Raw genomic sequence first — 19,045 nt, 5'->3', positions numbered from 1 at the left:
TCCATCATGCTGCGTTTCCACAGCAATGAGCACTATATGTTAGCATACAGATCTATAGATTCTCCTGCAGCCAGGGTTACAATTGCTTTCTTGTAAGAAGGTTTCTTACCAGCAATGAAACCAGCTTTGGTAAAGCGGAATTTGCTTTTACCAGGCATAACGGCAGTATTCACTTCTGCTACTGCAACGCCATAGAATTCTTCAACTGCCTTCTTGATTTCCAGTTTATTGGATTTCTTGTCTACGATGAAGTAGTAACGGTTGAATTTATCAGTGGCTTTGTTCACTTTTTCACTTACTACCGGTCTGATTAAAACGTCTGAAAGTTTCATCTTTTATCGCTTTGAGTGACAGGCGGGCCTGCCAGCTGTGTGATTTAAATTTGACAATTAAGCTTCTACCGGCTCTTCAGTGAAGATTTTAGCAGCACTCTCAGTGATGATCAGGGTATTGCTGTTCATGATATCATAAGTATTGATATCGCTCAGCATTACGCTATCTACTGTAGGAATGTTACGCAGAGACAGGTATACATTATCATTGTATTCTGGCAGTACAACCAAAGTCTTACGGCCATTTACATTTACGTTCAGTTTCTCCAGGATACCAGCAAACTGTGAAGTTTTAGGAGTAGCCAGGTTCAGATCTTCCAGAACGATGATGCTGTTTTCTTTCGCTTTTACAGACAGTGCAGAAATCTTAGCGAGATCCTTTACTTTTCTGTTCAGCTTAATGTCATACTTGTGTGGTTTTGGACCGAAGATGGTACCACCACCTTTATACAGTGGGTTACGGATGTTACCTTTACGGGAACCACCAGTACCTTTTTGTTTGTGAAGTTTACGGGAAGCACCTTTTACTTCAGCACGGGTCTTTACCTTGTGGGTACCCTGACGCTGAGCAGCGAGGTATTGTTTAACAGCCAGGTAGATCACGTGGTTGTTAGGCTCCACTCCGAAAATCTCTTCAGGAAGCTCAATTGTTCTTCCGGTTTTCTTACCTTCTATATTTAAAATATCAAGTTGCATATTACTTCTGGATTAAAACGATTGAACCAATGTGGCCGGGAACGGAACCACTTACCAGGATATAATTTTTCTCAGCGAAAATTTTAACGATTTTCAGGCCTTTTACTTTCACCTGCTCGTTACCAGTCTGACCAGCCATACGCATACCCTTGAATACGCGGGAAGGATAAGATGATCCACCCACGGAACCAGGAGCCCTGCTTCTGTCGTGCTGACCGTGTGTAGCTTCGCCCACACCGCTGAATCCATGGCGTTTAACAACACCCTGGAAGCCTTTACCTTTGGAGGTACCGACTACGTCAATTGTTTCTCCTTCTGCAAATATTTCGGTGGTAATGGTTTCACCAAGAGCTTTTTGTATATCCGGGTTGCGGAACTCTTTTACAAATCGTTTGGGGGAGGTGCTTGCTTTCGCGAAGTGATTGATTTGTGCTTTGGTAGCGTTCTTTTCTTTTTTCTCGCCAAATGCTACCTGAATTGCGTTGTAACCGTCAGTTTCCTGAGTTTTCACCTGAGTTACTACGCACGGACCGGCTTCGATGATGGTCACAGCAGTCTGCTTACCATTCGGTTCGAAGATGCTGGTCATGCCGATCTTTTTGCCAATAATACCTTTCATGTTATTATATATTATACCCAGCGCCTGGGGGTGGATCTAGCTATCCCCAGGATAGGCGGTTTAAATGCTTTATTGGGCGGCCACCCAGAAGGCGTGACCTATATTTTAATTGTGGCGTTTACACTCTGACAAACGGAGATATCTTTCCCCTGTGAGATCCTATGAAAAAACCTCACTGCCAGCAAAACAGCAGTCATAAGATTAAATCGAAACAGGGAGGCCTTTTGCCTTCCTGCTGATGTCCTACGCTTTGATTTCTACTTCTACCCCAGAAGGCAGATCTAACTTACTCAGCGCGTCTACAGTCCTGGAAGAACTAGTGTAGATATCCAGTAAGCGCTTGTGTGTGCACAACTGGAACTGCTCACGAGCTTTCTTGTTAACGTGTGGTGAACGCAGCACCGTAAAAATTTTCTTTTCAGTTGGTAAAGGAATTGGACCTGTTACCACGGCACCAGTGTTACGCACTGTTTTAACGATCTTCTCAGCAGATTTATCTACCAGATTATGATCGTAGGACTTCAGCTTGATTCTAATTCTCTGAGACATATGCAATGAACTTCTACTTTTTACCCTTACAATTTGGGAGGGCAAAGGTAATCAGTATTTTTGTATTCCCCAACAAAATCGGGGAAAAATAATGGGAAATTTTACCGAAATGTAGAATGAAGGCGGGTTTGAGGCAAATGTTAATTTGTGTAAAACTATAGGAAAGGGCGGTAATCGGCTGTAATATAGTTATTTAAATGAAAATTGGCACAGCACCAGCCTCAGCTCCCCCAATACACATTCCCCCTAAAAAAAAACAAGCCGCCGGGAAACCGGCAGCAAGTCCTGTCTGGGAATGCAATAAGCAATATTTCTTAACCTGTCAGCTTCAGAGAGGTAACTTACCCAACAAACGCTGAATCAGACCAAGAACTAAAGCCAATACCTGGTTCAATAAATCCATAGATGTTTTTGAAGGCTTTTCATAAGGTTATGCCTACTCTGTTACTTGGTTTTCGGCAATCCCAAATGCCCCTCACACAAGGAACATTGAGCTAAAATTAGCCGCAGAGGATCAATTTGTAATGGTTCATTTCATTCATTTTCAGGCATCTGTTCATTTCGTTCAGTGAGCAAAAATCGACCGTTCATTTTTTTCGCCCCACTACTCCTGAACCCGCCCCATTCCCCCGCAAACACACGCCCACACCGATGAGACAGCCCGTTCATTATCAAAAAAGCCTCCCCGGCTCTCACCAGGAAGGCAATAAGTTGGAAAATGCCTTTTGTTGCGTTGTACATTTTCCGTGGAATCAGGTGCCCGATAAATTACAGACCACCCAGCAGAGAATTCAACAATGCTACGATTGTTGCCAATAATTGGTTCAGCAGATCCATGGCTTTGATTTTTCACTGGTTACACCTACTCTGTTAATGGTTTTCGGCAATCCCATATCCTAAAATTAATGAGTAGAAATAAAAACACAATCGTTCATTTCATTCATTTTCAATTAGTTCAGTGCATTCTATTCAGTAAATTTCGTTCAGTATTTCCCCCACATCTTCCCCACATAAAAAAAGGCCCCGGTTACAACCGGGACCCTACAGCTTGTAATATTGTTTCGGGGAATTACAGGCTACCGAACAACGTATACAAAAACTTAGTCAGCGCTGCAAGAATAGTTGCGGTCATAATCTTAGTTTTTCAGAGGGTAAACGCCTACTCTATTTTCAAACTGGTTTTCGGCAATCCCAGCAAACGCGCCCATGGCGACATCTTCTTATATAAAGATAATAGTCACCCCTCTTATTTCATCCATTCATTCTATTCATTATCAAGCAGTTCATTCAAACCGTTCAAAACATAAAAGGGCCACCCACAGACCCATCTGATCCGCAAGCAGCCCTCCTTTTATTGTTCAAATGTCTATTTCATGTTAGCCTTCTCCTCCCTGTAAATCTCCTTCGCCCTCGATCCCGGCAGGAAAATCTGGAACCCTACTCCCAGATTCAATTGCTGCGCCGTGGTAGAATTACCACCACCTATTATGATGTTGTACTTCAACAATGTCTCCAACGCTACATTTGGCGTTAAAAAGTAAGAAATACCAGGACCAACACCCAGCTCTACCCCATTCGTAGAAGCACCACTCGCCGGATTAGTACCACCAAAACCCGCATTCCCCTCTACAAAGAACCTCGCACGTTTGGAAAACTCCAGCTTCTGCACATTCTTGTCCGTAGGGTAATAACGCGCCAATGCACCAATACCATAACTGACATCTGAACCAGCCCCATTACTGGTAGCCAGCCCGAAATTTAAATAACCACCCACTGCCAGCCCATCACTGATAAACCAGGCAGCCTTGGGATTGAGATTAAAATTAAACTGGGTACTCTCCTTCTGAAAATTCAAGCCAAGATCCGTAATGTCAGATCCAATTAAAATGTTCCCTTTCTGGGTCTGCGCGATTGCCGTGGTGCTAAAAAACAATACCGTCATTAGGGCCAGGGTTAATCCTTGGAGTTTTTTCATGTTCAGTTTTTTGATTTTTATGATTAATACTTGCCATCGGAGCACCTGGGCGGTGCCCTATCGAACAAAAAAATACATGTAATCTGATCTGCGTCTCGCTTTTGCTAATGGAACTTGAGCCTATTGATGCAGTAAGAGGATAAATAAGCCTGGGATGGGACAAATGGGGTATTTCAAATTCAGTGCCAGAGATCAACAATAAAGTTGCGAATATACTGTAAATGAACAAAATAAGTATAAAGAAAATGATAGTAAACTGGGCTATAACTGCAATCGATAACAACTATTCATCACTGAGTTGTTCCTGCAACCACTCAATATGAGGCATAAACTGCCCCTTGCGTTGCAGATATTCCAATACTTTGCTTAAACGTAAAGGAAACTTAGCACCTCCAAATTCCTGCACAGAAAAACGCAGGGAAATAACAGCCTGCCGCCCTGAAAAGAGCTTCGTATGCCACAAAGAGTGGATCCGCCCTGCATAAATTTCATAAATCCCCCCTTCTATGGTCATAGGCCTCAGCTGCTGCCCACCAGCATGATACAGGTACCCTGCAGCCTTCAGCGCCCCGTAATCAGGCCTTATGCCAGCCGGCATACGACAACCATATATACGGCTGCCAGTGACCTGCTCCAGGACCCTCTTTTCCATGAATCCATATGCAGCCACTTCATGCCTGCGGGATAACTGACGCACAAAGTCGGGAAAAGCCTGTGCCCAGGTGGCTGTAACAAAAAAGGTAGCCCTTACCTGGTACCTGTCCAGTATAGTGAATGTATTGTCCAATTCCTTTCGGAACATCTGAAGCCTTTCTTCCAGGCCCAGTTCCCTACCTTTTCCTGTGTGCAGATGCAGTTCTTCCAGATCAATACTGATCAGTATGCGGGGCGTATTCATTCGGTTAAATCAGCTTTTGTATAGAGACAGTTTTGGATGTATGCTACCCTCTGATAATGTATATTAGATAGCCACTCATTTTGTCGTTAGTTCCCCCAAATAAATCTGCTGGTGGCAGGAATAGCCAACGGCTACCCTTTCCCCAAAATGAGTCATAGCAATATTATAAAAAACGGAATTTAAGAGGCCTAACCCCTATCAGGCAAGACAAGAATAGAACGCAGTGTAGGTATAGAAGTTACAAACGGCAACAAACAAAAGTCCCGTTCCGGAGAAACCGGAACGGGACCATATTTCAATCAGATACTAATCATTGATGATTAAGCATTCACTTTACCTTTAGCCTTTGCCATTTCTTCTTCAGCAACAGCATTTGGAGCAGGTGAATAGTGAGAGAACTCCATGATGGAAGTAGCACGACCGGAAGACAGGGAGCGCAGCTGAGTTACGTATCCGAACATTTCTTTCAGAGGTACTTTAGCTTTGATTACCTGTACACCGTTTCTCATTTCCATACCTTCCAGCATACCACGACGACGGTTCAGGTCACCTGTTACGTCACCCATGTATTGGTCTGGGGTCTGAACTTCTACTTTCATGATTGGTTCCAGCAGCACTGGTTTAGCTTTACGACCAGCTTCACGGAAAGCTTGTCTTGCAGCCAACTCGAAGGATACTGCATCGGAGTCAACCTGGTGGAATGAACCATCAAACAGGCGAACTCTCAGGTTATCCAGCGGGTAGCCAGCCAGTACACCCTGGTTCATAGCAGACTCGAAGCCTTTCTGTACCGGAGGAACGAATTCTTTAGGGATGGAACCACCGAAGATATCGTTGATGAACTGGAAGGATTTACCTTCATTTTCTTTCAGCCATTGCTCATCAGCAGGGCCGAGTTCGATCTGGATGTCTGCGAATTTACCGCGACCACCAGTTTGTTTCTTATAAACCTCACGGTGTTCTACCTTCAGTGTGAATGCTTCCTTGAAAGCAACCTGAGGTGCACCCTGGTTAACTTCTACCTTGAACTCGCGACGCATACGGTCAACGATGATTTCCAGGTGAAGCTCACCCATACCGCTCAATACGGTCTGGCCGGTTTCTTCATCAGTTTTAGCTTTCAGGGTAGGATCTTCTTCTACCAGTTTAGCGATAGCCAGACCCATTTTGTCCATATCCGCCTGAGTTTTAGGCTCGATAGCGATGTGGATAACTGGTTCAGGGAAGGTCATAGATTCCAGTACGATAGGATTCTTCTCATCGCACAGGGTATCACCTGTTTTGATATCTTTAAAACCTACAGCAGCACCGATATCACCAGCTTCGATGAAGTCGATTGGGTTCTGCTTGTTGGCGTGCATCTGCATGATACGGCTGATACGCTCGTTCTTACCGGTACGGGTGTTCAGTACATAAGAACCTGCATCCAGGTGACCGGAATAAGCCCGGAAGAATGCCAGACGACCTACGAAAGGATCGGTCATGATCTTGAACGCCAGGGCAGCAAATGGTTCTTTTGGATCTGGCTTACGCTCGATCTCGTTACCATTGTCAGGATCAGTACCTTTTACCGCTTCGATATCTACTGGTGAAGGCAGGTAACGACATACGGCATCCAGCATTTTCTGTACACCTTTATTCTTGAATGAAGAACCGCAGAGCATTGGGATGATAGCGATATCGATCGTTGCTTTACGGATAGCTTCGTGAATTTCAGCTTCAGAAATAGTGTTAGGATCATCGAAGAATTTCTCCATGAGTTTGTCATCGTATTCAGCTACAGCTTCTACGAGTTTAGCTCTCCATTCTTCAGCCTCATCCTTCATATCAGCAGGGATTTCGATTTCCTGGTAAGTAGCACCCTTACCTTCTTCGTCCCAGATGATACCCTTCATGGTGATCAGGTCAACTACGCCTTTGAAAGTATCTTCAGCACCGATAGGCAGCATCAAAGGAACCGGATTAGCACCCAGCATTTCCTTTACCTGTTTTACCACGTTCAGGAAGTCAGCACCGGCACGGTCCATTTTGTTTACGAAACCTACACGTGGTACACGGTAACGGTTAGCCTGGCGCCAAACGGTTTCAGACTGTGGTTCAACGCCGGATACAGCGCAGAACAGTGCTACCAGACCATCCAGTACACGCAGGGAACGCTCTACCTCAACGGTGAAGTCCACGTGACCTGGAGTATCGATGATGTTAAATTTATATTCTTTTGTATCTGGCTGGAGCTTTCCCTGAGTAGTTGGGAATTTCCAGAAACAGGTAGTAGCAGCAGATGTGATGGTAATACCTCTTTCCTGCTCCTGCGCCATCCAGTCCATGGTGGCTGCACCTTCGTGCACTTCCCCTATCTTGTGGGATTTACCTGTATAGTACAGGATACGCTCTGTGGTAGTGGTTTTACCCGCATCGATGTGCGCCGCAATACCAAAGTTTCTCTGAAATCTTAAGTCTGCCATAATATTAAAATGACTGTATAATAATGCAATTTGGGGGGCAAAGGTAATTCATTTTTGCTAATAAATAAAACAGGCAACTTTGCCAAATTGTTATTTCAGCAGCGGAATACTTTTGGGACCCTTTGGTTACAAGGTTTAAAAATTGGGTATATATGAGAAAAGGAAAAACATCCCCCAGTATAGCCCAGAGGATGTTTCCCTTATATCTTTATAAACCATCTACCGTAAAACGGCAGTAGATTTAGATCCTGAAGTGGGAGAATGCCTTGTTAGCTTCAGCCATACGGTGAGTATCTTCTTTCTTTTTGAAAGCAGCACCTTCACCTTTAGCAGCAGCTACGATTTCAGCAGCCAGCTTTTCAGCCATGCTCTTACCATTCCTTTCACCTGCATAACGGATCAACCATTTCATAGACAGGGAGATCTTTCTGTCAGGACGAACCTCAGAAGGGATCTGGAAGGTAGCACCACCAATACGACGGCTTCTAACTTCTACGGCAGGAGTTACGTTAGCGATCGCTTTCTTCCACACTTCGTAACCATTATCATTAGTGATAGTGCTCACTCTGTCGATCGCATCGTAAAATATCCTAAAGGCAATGCTCTTTTTGCCCTGCTCCATCACGTTGTTAACAAACCGGGTAACCTGTTTGTCGTTAAAGCGAGGATCCGGAGCCAAAGGCATCTTTTTCGCGGCTTGCTTTCTCATTTATTTGGAAAATTTCAAATAGTTATAATAAATTATTTCTTAGCCTTTTCCTTTTTGGTACCATACTTGGAACGGCTCTGCTTTCTGTCTTTCACACCAGCAGTATCGAGGCTACCACGAACGATGTGGTAACGTACACCCGGTAAATCTTTTACCCTACCACCACGGATCAGTACGATAGAGTGTTCCTGCAGGTTGTGTCCTTCACCAGGGATATAAGCAATCACCTCTACCTTGTTGGTCAAACGCACCTTTGCAACCTTACGCAGTGCAGAGTTTGGCTTCTTAGGGGTGGTTGTGTACACACGGGTACAAACACCACGACGCTGTGGACAGCTATCTAAAGCCCTGGACTTGGACTTAGCCCGGATAATTTCTCTTCCTTTTCTTACTAATTGTTGTATAGTAGGCATTCTACCTAGATTTTTTTTTCTGTCGGTTTACAATGACATCCAAATCACCCAGAATGGGAATTTGGGAGGGCAAAGGTAACACGCTCCTTGTTAATAACAAAATGTTTTGAACATTTTTTTGAGGAAATCCTTGTCAGCTCCCGCTAAGTTCCCTGACAATTTCGCTCCATTCCATGTCCAGCGTAGATTCCGGCATACTCCGACCCGCTCTGCTGTACCAGTACCGGGCGTTTCCCCGGTCACCTTCTTTCCTGTGGAGGTAGGCATGTACCCAGGCAGCAGTATCATCTCCCATATGTTCGATAATGTCATGTGCCCTTTGCCAGTTACCTTTTCTATCCCACCACAAAGCCTTTAAATAAGGAGAAATCCCCTCAGGAGGGGCGGCCTGATCCAGCGACGCGATAAAAGTAGCCTTGGTCATAGGGCGCAAAGGTACAAAATTGACCGGGGATTCCATCGCAAATAACAGTGAAAAATATAGGCGACCCGTAGCTGTCTCATACCTATCCCGCAGATAAGCCGCCTATAACCCGCCTCTTTTAGAATGCAGGTCATTGGCGGGATATATGCGGGTTATCTGCGGGTTATCTGCGGAATATCTCCCTTAGAAGGTAGTTCTGTCCTAGTACAGAACAGAGGTTCCAGCCATAAAAAAAGCCGTCATTTCAATAATGACGGCTGGTACCTATATAAAAGAGAAAGACCATCTACTCGCGCAGATGGCCTTCCAATTCAACACAACTAAGACTATTTTGAGTAAGTTCCTACTTTGTAATTCCAGTGACGGGTATCTTCCGCTTTACCGGTACGGATCGCATCCAGCCTCTCCAGCAACTCATTTCCTACCTCGTATTTTGAAGGATCCAGCCTGATCTGATGCTCCTTGTAATCCAGCTCCTGTACATATGCCACGCTGGCAGCCGTACCCGTACCAAATACCTCACGGAGCGTGCCCGCTTCATACGCCTTTACCAGCTCCTCAATGCTTACCGGCCTCTCCTCTACTGTCAGCCCCATATCTTCCAATACAGACATCACAGCAGCGCGGGTTACACCTGCCAGAATCGTGCCTTGATTCAAATCCGGCGTTATGGCAGTGTTACCAATTATGGCAAACACATTCATCGTACCACATTCCTGCAGGTATTTGAATTCCAGGCCATCTACCCACAAAATCTGATCGTATCCCTGCTTACGCGCCTGCATGGTAGGATACATCGCCCCACCATAGTTACCTGCTGCTTTGGCAGCACCTACACCACCAGGAAAAGCACGAATATATTTATCCTGTACCAGCAATTTAATAGGTTTATTAAAATACGGACCGGATGGCGAGTTAATAATAACAAATTTATACGTATCTGAAGGCCTTACACCAATAAATTCATCAGCGGCAATCATAAAAGGACGCAAATACAAAGAACAACCATCATTTGTAGGTACCCAATCCCTGTCCAGATCAATCAAAAGTTCCATTCCGCCTATAAAAAGCCATTCCGGCACCTCAGGCATCCCCATACGCTCCGCAGAACTGTTAAAACGTGCGTAATTGTCGTATGGACGGAAAATCATCGGATTGCCCTCCTGGTCTTTGTAAGCTTTGATACCTTCAAAAATAGCCTGCCCATAATGCCAGGCAGCGTTGGAAGGACTCACCGACAAGTGGCCGAACGGCAGGATCTCTGCATTCTTCCACTCTTTCCCATCAAATTCTGCCACCAACATATGGTCGGCATATTGCTTCCCGAAGATAAGGTTATTGAAGTCTATTTCCCCAATCCTTGACTTCTTTGTTCGGGTCACCTTAATTTTTTTTAAGGCTTCTTCCCCTACTTTGTTTTCTATTAGTTTATCTACTCCCATCATAATAAAGTGCTGTTAAATTGTTTTGGATGTATGAAGAGGTTGGCGAAATCTAAAGTCGGAAATCGCGCATCTAAAATTGAATACACTTAAATTTGCTCTCGCCGTCAGATGCAAATAAAGCAAATTTTTCCCCAAAGGGGGCCATTACATTCAATTTAAACTATATATGCATGTCTTTTGATCAAGTACAGCTGGACCCGTACTTTCTGGCCAGGATCTACACCCAGCCTATCATACCGGGGAAAAAAGCACCTGTTGCCGCTACTCCCGCTGCTGTTCCGGACGTGAAATTTTTAGGCGAAAATCAAAAAAACATTGCCCTGTTCATAAAAAATGAAGGAGGTGCTTACCTGAATGAAGAATTATTCAACCTCCTCACCAATATATTAAATGCCTGTAAACTGGGTATGCAGGATATCGCACTGATAAATATAGCCCATTACCCTGCCATGGACTTTACATCCTGGCAGTCAGCAGTAAAAATGAAGCAGGCTGTACTTTTTGGCATTCCGCCCGCCAGCATGGGACTGGAAGATTTTCCCGTCTACCAGGTCATCAGCGCCAACGGTTGCCAGCTGCTGCACTCCGACGACCTCTACCCTATTTCGCAGGATAAGGTAATGAAGGGAAGATTGTGGCAGGGACTGAAACAACTGCTGGGTATTTAAATCTGTAACTTGCATTCATGAAGCTAGTATTCGCTACCAACAACGAAAATAAAATAAAGGAAATCCGCTCCATGCTGGGCGACACGTTCGAGATCATCACCCTCCAGGAAGCCGGTATCGACATCGATATCCCGGAACCACACGACACCCTGGAAGAAAATGCCCGGGAAAAATCTGTGACCATTCACAACATGACACAGCAAAACTGCTTCTCTGAAGATTCAGGACTGGAAATTCTGGCCCTGAACGGTGCACCCGGTGTATACTCCGCCCGGTATGCAGGCGAACATAAATCCTCAGAAGATAATATTGATAAAGCCCTTTCAGAAATGAAGGGCAAAACCGATCGCCGGGCACAATTCAGAACCGTCATCTCCCTGATCCTGGAAAATAAAGAATACCAGTTCGAAGGCATCTGCACCGGCACTCTCCTGACCGAACGCAGGGGCGGCAAAGGTTTTGGCTACGATCCCATCTTCGTGCCCGATGGCTCAGATCTCACATTCGCAGAGATGGACATGGCCGGCAAAAATGTATTCAGCCACAGGGCCAAAGCATTCCAGCAACTAATTGCCTTCCTCAAGACTCACTGATAATATAAATAAATGGCTAGAGTAAAAATTGAGCTTCCCGAACAACTGGATTTTCACACCCAACTCCCTGTAAGGATTGGGGATATCAACTATGGCGGTCACGTAGGTAACGATGCCATTCTCTCTATCATTCACGAAGCACGTCTTCGATTCCTTGCCAATTTCGGGTTTGGTGAACTGGACAAAGATGGTCAGGCAGGCCTTATCATGGCCGACGCTGCCCTCGTATACAAAGGAGAAGGCTTCCACGGCGATATCTTTGACATCGCTGTAGGTGCAGATGATTTTACACCTTTTGGCTTTGACCTTTATTACCGCATTACCACTGTCCGCGGGGACAAAACCATCCTGATCGCAGAAGCGAAATCCGGTATGATTTACTTTGATTACCAGACCAGAAAAGTAGCCCGCCTGCCCGAAGAGTGGAAACAAACTCTTTCACCTGTTAAATAAATATCGCGCATGGACTTTGAGCAATTGAAGAGCATTATCACCGGGCGCCGGAATATCAAGCCATTTGCTATGAATGGCAAACGCATTCCGGACGAACAAATTCAGGCTCTCCTTGAACTGGCTGACTGGGCCCCTACTCATGGTTATACTGAACCATGGTACTTCCCGGTATTTGGCGGCGATGCCGTTAAAACCTTTTGTGCAGCTCACGCCGAGATGTACAAAGCCAACACTGCCCCTGAAAAATTTATACCGGGCAATTACGAAAAACTGAAAACTCAAGGCGACCTGGCCTCTCATGTAATCGTACTGTGTATGAAAAGAGGTAACAAACCAGGTATTCCTGAAATTGAAGAGATTGCTGCAGTATCCTGCGCAGTACAGAACCTGTGGTTGGGTGCTACCGCCCTTGGACTTGCCGGCTACTGGGGTTCCGGAGGTATGACCTTCTCTCCTGCCATGAAAGACTATCTTTCACTGGGCGAAGAAGATAAAGTGCTGGGTATTTTTTACCTGGGTTATACCGATGAACCTATGCCCGAAGGCAGGCGCTTAAAACCATTGTCTGAAAAGATAAAATGGGAGAAATAAAAAAGCCTGGCCTGCGGACCACTAAAAAAATCCCGGGAAAATAAAATCCGGTATTCTTATTGATGGCTTTGGGTGATCACAACTCACTCAAAGCCATATTCTTTTAATCTGCTAATACATGAAGGCCAGATTAACGCTACTCCTGCTCATCTTGTGTCATGTGGCTTTGCTACACGCACAAACCCCTGCGACCAAACCCCTGGACAGCGCTACCCTCAGCAAGATCATTTCACAACAGGTGAAAGACAGCGCCTCCGGCAAATCCAAACTCCATCTTTCTGATACCTCGGTAGCTGTGCTGATAACACGGCTGGAAAACTATACCCTCATGCTCAATGAGGTAATGAGTATCCTGAAACGCGGACTGGATACTACTGAAATAAGTGAACGGCTCCCCCTCATTGATTCGTCGCTCAACGTGGTGAAACGGGATATTACTGCACTTGGGAGTACCCCAAATGTCATGGACCTGTATACCAACAGGGTCCTGCTCGTACAGCTGGAATGGCGGCTGGATAACTGGCAAAGTCAGTTATTCAGATACTATGATAAACTGGTGAACATCACAGATACCCTGCAGCAATTGCGAAGGGATACCACCATGCGGGATATACCGGCCGAAGATGAATTGCGGGATATTTATGTAGGACAAATGGCTACTCTGATCACCAAATGGAGACAGGTAGATAGCGCGAATAAACGGAACCTGCTCTACCTGGGATTATTGCAGAATAAAGTGGCAAAGCGTTACCTGGAATCGACAAACCTGCTGGAAGATATGGACTTCCAGTTGTCAAAGTATAGTACCCGGATGTTCACGAAAGACTTTAGTTATCTCTGGGAACCGCCCCTGCCGGGAAAAAAGGGACCGAAGTTCCCCTATGTGTTAAAGCGGTCTTTAGCGAAGAACCTGCATGTGTTGCAGATCTTTTTTATGATCCGAAGACCCATGATCATATTCTGGCTGCTGGCGGCAGCAGGCTTCGCGTGGTGGGTGATGGCGAACATCAGGAGAATCAGGAGAGATCATGTGGGACAGGAAGCGGAAACCATCCTGCAGCAAACCAGGTATGTGATTGTGCATCCGGTAGTAGGGACCATGTTACTGATCTCAACCTTGTCATCCATGTTAAATATCCAGTATCCGATCTTATTTACGGAAATTACATGGGGGATTGCGGTGATTTGTGCGTCTGTTATTATCAAGAAATACCTTCCGGGACATTTGTTTAGAAGATGGTTCCTGCTGGTATTGCTGTTAGCCTTGTATGGTGTGAATAACCTGTTGATCCAGGTCACCTTTACGGAGCAATGGGGCATTTTCACAGGGGCAATCCTGGGGGTGATATTAGGATACTACCTCCTGCATAGTATAGAGCAGACCAGGTTGCCCTTGCCAAAATATGCGAAGCATGCGGTGTGGATCTTTATAATGATGAGTGCCTTGTCATTGTTACTCGTGATCCTGGCCAGGGTGACGGCGGCTAAGATATTTGGTGCAGCAGGTGTAGTGAGTATTACAATGTCACTGGCGATTGTGCTTACCGTAGAAATCCTGATGGAGGCGATTTACCTGCATGTCGAGGCAAATAAGCATTCGAGCACTTTTGTGTCCTTCCTGGATTACCAGCATATCAAAGCCAGGTTGAAGTCCATCCTGTATGTGATTGCAACAGTGGGATACCTGATGCTGATAGCCAGGAACCTGTATGTCTATGATGCCCTGTATGAGATAGTGACAGATATGCTGGTAGCCGAAAGAAAGATAGGCAGCTTCACCTTTACTTTTGGAGGGGTGATTGTATTCCTGTTGATCATATGGATCTCCTCAGTAGTAAGCCAGTTATTAACATTTCTCCTTGGATATACAGGGAATAATGTGCCGACCCGGAAAGGATGGGGATCTTACATGTTGCTGTTAAGACTGGCAGTGCTGGGAGCAGGCGTATTGCTGGCTTTTGCGGCATCAGGGATTCCGCTGGATAAACTGGCGATCGTAGTGGGAGCGCTGGGTGTAGGTATTGGATTCGGCTTGCAGAATATTGTGAATAACCTGGTGTCGGGGATTATACTGGCTTTTGAGAAACCGATAGAAGTGGGTGATACGATTGAATTGGGTACCCGCACAGGGGTCGTGAAGGAGATAGGCATCCGGTCCAGCAGGATTTCGGCGGGAGACGGATCGGAGGTAATTGTACCGAATGGAGAGTTGATTGCGCAGCAGTTGGTGAACTGGACATTGAGTAACCGGTCGAGAAGGGTAGATATCAGTGTAGGCGTAACGTATGGTGCGGATATTAATAAGGTGATACAGGTAATGAAGCAGTGTTTGCAACAGCATGAAGGCGTGATGACTGCTCCGGAGCCGACGGTATTGCTGAGTAATTTCAGGGATGGAGCGATGGATTTTCAGGCGTTCTTTTGGATTAATGATCTGGGCCAGGCAGGGAGTATGAAGAGTGCAGTGCTGACGGCGATCTATGCTTCGCTGCAGCAGGCGGGGATTACGATAGCACATCCTACGCCGCAACAGGTGCAGATTAATATGGATCCGATGTTTTGGAAGCAGCAACCGGCTCAGACTCCAGGACAGGTTCCGGGTCAGCCACCAAAGCCACCGGAACCCTAAATACTTCTGCGTTTTGTGAGCGACAGCCTTACTGCCGCTCACCAATTGGCTGGCATGAGCAAATCCGCCGGAAGCGCCAAATTCCCCGGGATAAGTTAAATTTGCAATAACCTATATTTTAAGAATGAAACTCCTCCTATTCCTGCTTATCTGTACATTCTCCGCTAAAGGACAGGTATTGCAAAACCCTGACAAGGCCTTTGCGCAAGCCGCGCAATCAGGTCGTAACATCATGCTGGTGTTCTCCGGTTCCGACTGGTGCATCCCCTGTATTCAATTTGAAAAAAACATTCTTTCAGACAGCAGCTTCCTGCGCTTTGCGCAAGACAAACTCGTACTCCTCGAAGCGGACTTCCCACAAAGAAAAAAGATCGCCCAACCTCTTCGCGACCAATACGATTCCCTGGCTGCTGCCTTCAACCCCAAAGGAAGTTTTCCACAGGTAGTACTCCTCAGCCCCGGGAAGAAACTCATGGCCAATGTACCTGTCAAACAGGAAACTCCCGAAAGATTCATCAACACACTTAAACAGCTCATGCAATAGCCATGCAAAGCAAATTGCAGATCCGCCTCATGGGCTCTGAATTTGAGCTGATCGCCAATACAACAGAAGCTCTGCTACACAACGCTGTACAGGAAATACAACGCATCGAAACCCTGCTCACTGAATTTAATGATACTTCCATCACAGCGCAGATCAATACTAACGCCGGCGTATATCCTGTGAAGGTGCCCCCCGAAGTATTCCAACTCATTCAGCGTTGCCAGCATCTCAGCAAAATTACACAGGGTGCTTTTGATATCAGCTCCGGCGCTTTAAAACAATTGTGGAAATTTAAAGAACGGGGCTTTCACTGGCCGGCAGCTTCACAAATAGCCACTGCCCTTGCAAACACGGGCTATCAACATATCCAGCTACAGGATGAACAGGTATTCCTTTCAAAACAAGGCATGGCCATCGGCTTTGGTGCCATTGGCAAAGGTTACGCAGCTGATAAGGCCAAAGCCCTGCTGCAGGCACAGGGAGTGAGCAGTGGGGTTATCAATGCCAGCGGTGATCTCAGTACCTGGGGACCCGAACCCTGGAAAGTAGGCATTGCCAACCCTGACAACAGCAGGGAAATGCTTTTCTGGCTGCCTGTGAAAAATGCCGCTGTCGCCACCTCCGGCAATTATGAACAATATGTAGAAAAGGATGGAATCAGGTACTCGCACAATATTGATCCCCGCAAAGGGCTACCGGTACCTTATATAAAAAGCGTCACCGTAATCAGTCCCAGCGCAGAACTTTCTGATGCCCTGGCTACAGCCGTTACCGTAATGGGCACAAAAGCGGGTATGGACCTCGTGAACCAGTTGCCAGACGTGCATTGCATACTCATAGATGAAGACAATAAGATTTATAGATCGGCAAATATTAAAATGAATTAATCATGCTCAAGTATTGCATACTTCTGCTGTTTCTTACAGCTTGTACTACGGTAAAACCTTACCAGCGGATGTACCTGAATGATCAGAACATGCAGTTAGGGAAATCGACGCTGGAAAAATTCGATGAGAATGTACACACATATCGCGAAGGGAGTAGTGGAGGTGGAACCGGGCAAGGGAGCGGGGGTTGTGGATGTAATTGATCGAAGAGATTTGATTGAAGGGATTTGATTGAAGGGATTTGATTGAAAGGATTTGATTGAAAGGATTTGATCGAAGAGATTTGATTGAAGAGATTTGATTGAAAGGATTTGATCGAAGGAATTTAATTGTCTCGTTCAAATTGATTGACCTGATCCGATTGCAGAACTCCTATTGACTCAAGCAACCTGAATTCACCTGATAGACCAACACGAATGGATTTAATTCTTAGAATGTATGAAAAGAATTTTCATTGCCGCCGCCCTGCTAATGAGTTACATCACAGGGTTAGCGCAACAAAACGATAGCACGGCATATCACCCGAAGCGCATTTCCAAAACCGACATTCAGTTGCTGCAATCCTACTACACACAGGATGGCAATCACTCCGCCGTCACCGGCGGAACCGGTACCGAAGCACTCACTGTCTACGCCACCGATGTCTCCATCAATCACCAGCGTGATTCAGCCAATACCTTCCAGCTTGATTTCGGCATCGATGTCATCACCTCCGCCTCTACTGACCGGATCGACTTCGTCATGAGCTCCGCCTCTTACCACGATAACCGCTTTCACCTCAGCACCGGCTACACACGCAACTTCAACAAGCACCATGTAAGTGCAGGCATCAATGCCGGCTTATCATTGGAATCAGACTACCTCTCCATACCTGTTGGCGTAAATTTCAGCAAGGAAAGCACGGACCAGACCCGCCGTTTTACTGTGGGGGTCCAGGCCTACTTCGACGACCTCCGCTGGGGCCGTTTTGACCCCGATCATTACAGCCCCGAAACCCTGGTCTACCCCGAAGAGCTTCGTTATAAACAATGGTTCGACATTTACAGGCGTACCTCGTACAACTTCAGCTTTGCTTATTACCAGGTGATCAACCAGCGCATGCAATTTGCCGTCTTCCCTGAATTTGTATACCAGGAAGGCCTCTTATCCACGCCTTTTCACAGGATCTACTTCAACAATGATACCCTAAGAGTGGAAAACCTGCCACGGGAACGATGGAAAATACCTCTTGGTGTACAGCTGAACGTCTTCACAGGAAATAATGTGATTATCCGCTCCTACTACCGGTATTACAAGGACAATTTCGGTATCAGCAGTCATACCTTCCAGCTGGAAATGCCTGTAAAATTAAGTCCTGCCTTTACCCTGTCGCCACTGGTACGGGTTTATACCCAGACAAAAGCAAAATACTTCAGGCCCTATAAAGCGCATACGCTGGATGAAACCTACTATACATCCGACTATGACCTTAGCCGGTTTAGCAGTTACAAAGCGGGCATAGGGGTACGTTATACCCCATTCAGGCAATTATCCCATCACTATACATTTAAGGAAATCGGGCTGCGGTATGCTTTCTACAAACGTTCGGATCAACTGTCTGCCCACATGATCTCACTCCTGGTGGACCTTTACCATAGTAAGGGTTAAGGCATGGTTACATCTGGCACACTGTATGATGTACCAGTTGGTAAAGCGAAGATTATGAAAAACTTACAACTTGCATTACTGGGTTTTGCCATCATGCTGTTAAGCAGCTGTGAAGTAGTAGGCGGCATTTTTAAAGCCGGTGTATGGACAGGAATTATAGCTGTAGCTGTTGTGGTATTCCTGATCATATTTCTGATATCCCGTGGACGGAAGTAACTGATCCGCTGATATATCCATTGGCATAGAACTCCTCCTTGATACGTGACCAGATCCATGCACGGCCCTTGCCTGATTTGAGCAGCCATTCATGTTTCATAGCAGAGATCTTATCGTCGAAATTTTGCAGGTAGATCACTTCCCATGGTCTGTACTGCAGGGTCCCCTTCTGGCGGCCATGCACATTGTGAAAGTGAAATCTCTTAACAAGATCAGTCGTGTGTCCGGTATAGATTTTCTGGTACCTACGGGAAAAAAGGATATAAACGGTGTACATATTAATGGTTATGCC

The 19,045-nt window shown here is 45.7% G+C and carries 22 protein-coding genes; 10 read left to right on the top strand and 12 right to left on the bottom strand.

Annotation, left to right across the window (positions count from 1 at the left end; translation table 11 throughout):
- Positions 1 to 32 precede the first annotated feature (32 nt).
- From rplW to DXN04_RS00820, 11 genes are all read right to left on the bottom strand, one after another.
- A complete protein-coding gene (gene rplW, locus DXN04_RS00875) occupies positions 33 to 332 on the bottom strand; it encodes a 50S ribosomal protein L23 (protein ID WP_116851440.1) in 300 nt (99 codons plus the stop codon).
- A 57-nt stretch (positions 333 to 389) separates the two neighbouring features.
- Positions 390 to 1,028, bottom strand: a complete 639-nt coding sequence (gene rplD, locus DXN04_RS00870) for a 50S ribosomal protein L4 (RefSeq protein ID WP_116851439.1) — start codon at positions 1,026 to 1,028, stop codon at positions 390 to 392.
- A 1-nt stretch (position 1,029) separates the two neighbouring features.
- A complete protein-coding gene (rplC, locus tag DXN04_RS00865) occupies positions 1,030 to 1,647 on the bottom strand; it encodes a 50S ribosomal protein L3 (protein WP_116851438.1) in 618 nt (205 codons plus the stop codon).
- A gap of 243 nt (positions 1,648 to 1,890) precedes the next feature.
- Positions 1,891 to 2,196: a 30S ribosomal protein S10 gene (rpsJ, locus tag DXN04_RS00860; RefSeq protein WP_012789286.1), complete on the bottom strand. Its 306-nt coding sequence runs from the start codon at positions 2,194 to 2,196 to the stop codon at positions 1,891 to 1,893.
- Between the two features lie 1,366 nt (positions 2,197 to 3,562).
- Complete coding sequence (locus DXN04_RS00850; RefSeq protein WP_116852389.1) at positions 3,563 to 4,171, bottom strand: porin family protein; 609 nt, start codon at positions 4,169 to 4,171, stop codon at positions 3,563 to 3,565.
- Positions 4,172 to 4,454: 283 nt separating this feature from the next.
- Positions 4,455 to 5,069, bottom strand: coding sequence for a polysaccharide deacetylase family protein (locus tag DXN04_RS00845; protein ID WP_116851436.1), 615 nt, complete (start codon positions 5,067 to 5,069; stop codon positions 4,455 to 4,457).
- 320 nt (positions 5,070 to 5,389) lie between these two features.
- A complete protein-coding gene (gene fusA / locus DXN04_RS00840; protein ID WP_199414964.1) occupies positions 5,390 to 7,534 on the bottom strand; it encodes an elongation factor G in 2,145 nt (714 codons plus the stop codon).
- A gap of 241 nt (positions 7,535 to 7,775) precedes the next feature.
- A complete protein-coding gene (gene rpsG, locus DXN04_RS00835) occupies positions 7,776 to 8,243 on the bottom strand; it encodes a 30S ribosomal protein S7 (RefSeq protein WP_116851434.1) in 468 nt (155 codons plus the stop codon).
- Between the two features lie 32 nt (positions 8,244 to 8,275).
- On the bottom strand, positions 8,276 to 8,656 hold the full coding sequence (gene rpsL, locus DXN04_RS00830) for a 30S ribosomal protein S12 (protein ID WP_012789278.1): 381 nt from the start codon (positions 8,654 to 8,656) through the stop codon (positions 8,276 to 8,278).
- A gap of 133 nt (positions 8,657 to 8,789) precedes the next feature.
- Positions 8,790 to 9,080 (bottom strand): hypothetical protein, encoded by a 291-nt coding sequence (locus DXN04_RS00825; protein ID WP_116852388.1) that lies wholly within the window; start codon positions 9,078 to 9,080, stop codon positions 8,790 to 8,792.
- A 326-nt stretch (positions 9,081 to 9,406) separates the two neighbouring features.
- A complete protein-coding gene (locus tag DXN04_RS00820) occupies positions 9,407 to 10,525 on the bottom strand; it encodes a branched-chain amino acid aminotransferase (RefSeq protein ID WP_233525495.1) in 1,119 nt (372 codons plus the stop codon).
- 170 nt (positions 10,526 to 10,695) lie between these two features.
- Here DXN04_RS00820 and DXN04_RS00815 point away from each other — a divergent pair, with 170 nt between their 5' ends.
- The 10 genes from DXN04_RS00815 to DXN04_RS00770 all read left to right on the top strand — a co-directional run bounded on the left by DXN04_RS00815 (position 10,696) and on the right by DXN04_RS00770 (position 18,753).
- The gene (locus DXN04_RS00815; protein WP_116851432.1) at positions 10,696 to 11,193 is read left to right on the top strand and encodes a hypothetical protein; all 498 of its coding nucleotides are present in this window, start codon (positions 10,696 to 10,698) and stop codon (positions 11,191 to 11,193) included.
- Between the two features lie 17 nt (positions 11,194 to 11,210).
- Entirely contained in the window at positions 11,211 to 11,786 is a 576-nt protein-coding gene (gene rdgB, locus DXN04_RS00810; RefSeq protein ID WP_116851431.1) for an RdgB/HAM1 family non-canonical purine NTP pyrophosphatase, read from the top strand.
- 12 nt (positions 11,787 to 11,798) lie between these two features.
- Positions 11,799 to 12,239 (top strand): thioesterase family protein, encoded by a 441-nt coding sequence (locus tag DXN04_RS00805; protein WP_116851430.1) that lies wholly within the window; start codon positions 11,799 to 11,801, stop codon positions 12,237 to 12,239.
- A gap of 9 nt (positions 12,240 to 12,248) precedes the next feature.
- On the top strand, positions 12,249 to 12,830 hold the full coding sequence (locus tag DXN04_RS00800; RefSeq protein WP_116851429.1) for a nitroreductase family protein: 582 nt from the start codon (positions 12,249 to 12,251) through the stop codon (positions 12,828 to 12,830).
- 118 nt (positions 12,831 to 12,948) lie between these two features.
- Positions 12,949 to 15,459, top strand: a complete 2,511-nt coding sequence (locus tag DXN04_RS00795; protein WP_116851428.1) for a mechanosensitive ion channel family protein — start codon at positions 12,949 to 12,951, stop codon at positions 15,457 to 15,459.
- A gap of 124 nt (positions 15,460 to 15,583) precedes the next feature.
- Positions 15,584 to 16,003 (top strand): thioredoxin family protein, encoded by a 420-nt coding sequence (locus DXN04_RS00790; RefSeq protein ID WP_116851427.1) that lies wholly within the window; start codon positions 15,584 to 15,586, stop codon positions 16,001 to 16,003.
- A 2-nt stretch (positions 16,004 to 16,005) separates the two neighbouring features.
- Positions 16,006 to 16,890, top strand: a complete 885-nt coding sequence (locus DXN04_RS00785; RefSeq protein ID WP_199414963.1) for an FAD:protein FMN transferase — start codon at positions 16,006 to 16,008, stop codon at positions 16,888 to 16,890.
- Positions 16,891 to 16,892: 2 nt separating this feature from the next.
- Positions 16,893 to 17,093 (top strand): DUF4266 domain-containing protein, encoded by a 201-nt coding sequence (locus tag DXN04_RS00780; RefSeq protein WP_116851426.1) that lies wholly within the window; start codon positions 16,893 to 16,895, stop codon positions 17,091 to 17,093.
- 235 nt (positions 17,094 to 17,328) lie between these two features.
- Positions 17,329 to 18,537 (top strand): DUF3570 domain-containing protein, encoded by a 1,209-nt coding sequence (locus tag DXN04_RS00775; protein ID WP_116851425.1) that lies wholly within the window; start codon positions 17,329 to 17,331, stop codon positions 18,535 to 18,537.
- Between the two features lie 54 nt (positions 18,538 to 18,591).
- Positions 18,592 to 18,753: a phosphatidate cytidylyltransferase gene (locus DXN04_RS00770; RefSeq protein WP_083721056.1), complete on the top strand. Its 162-nt coding sequence runs from the start codon at positions 18,592 to 18,594 to the stop codon at positions 18,751 to 18,753.
- On the opposite strand, the gene DXN04_RS00765 is transcribed toward DXN04_RS00770, so the two are convergent.
- Positions 18,722 to 19,030: a GIY-YIG nuclease family protein gene (locus DXN04_RS00765; RefSeq protein ID WP_116851424.1), complete on the bottom strand. Its 309-nt coding sequence runs from the start codon at positions 19,028 to 19,030 to the stop codon at positions 18,722 to 18,724. The two genes, DXN04_RS00770 and DXN04_RS00765, sit on opposite strands and share 32 nt — an antisense overlap.
- Positions 19,031 to 19,045: the final 15 nt, after the last annotated feature.

Source organism: Chitinophaga silvisoli, from assembly GCF_003412465.1.
GTDB classification, from domain to species: Bacteria; Bacteroidota; Bacteroidia; order Chitinophagales; family Chitinophagaceae; genus Chitinophaga; species Chitinophaga silvisoli.
The sequence above is the reverse complement of the archived record's forward strand: the minus strand, read 5'-3'. Positions and strand labels throughout refer to the sequence as shown.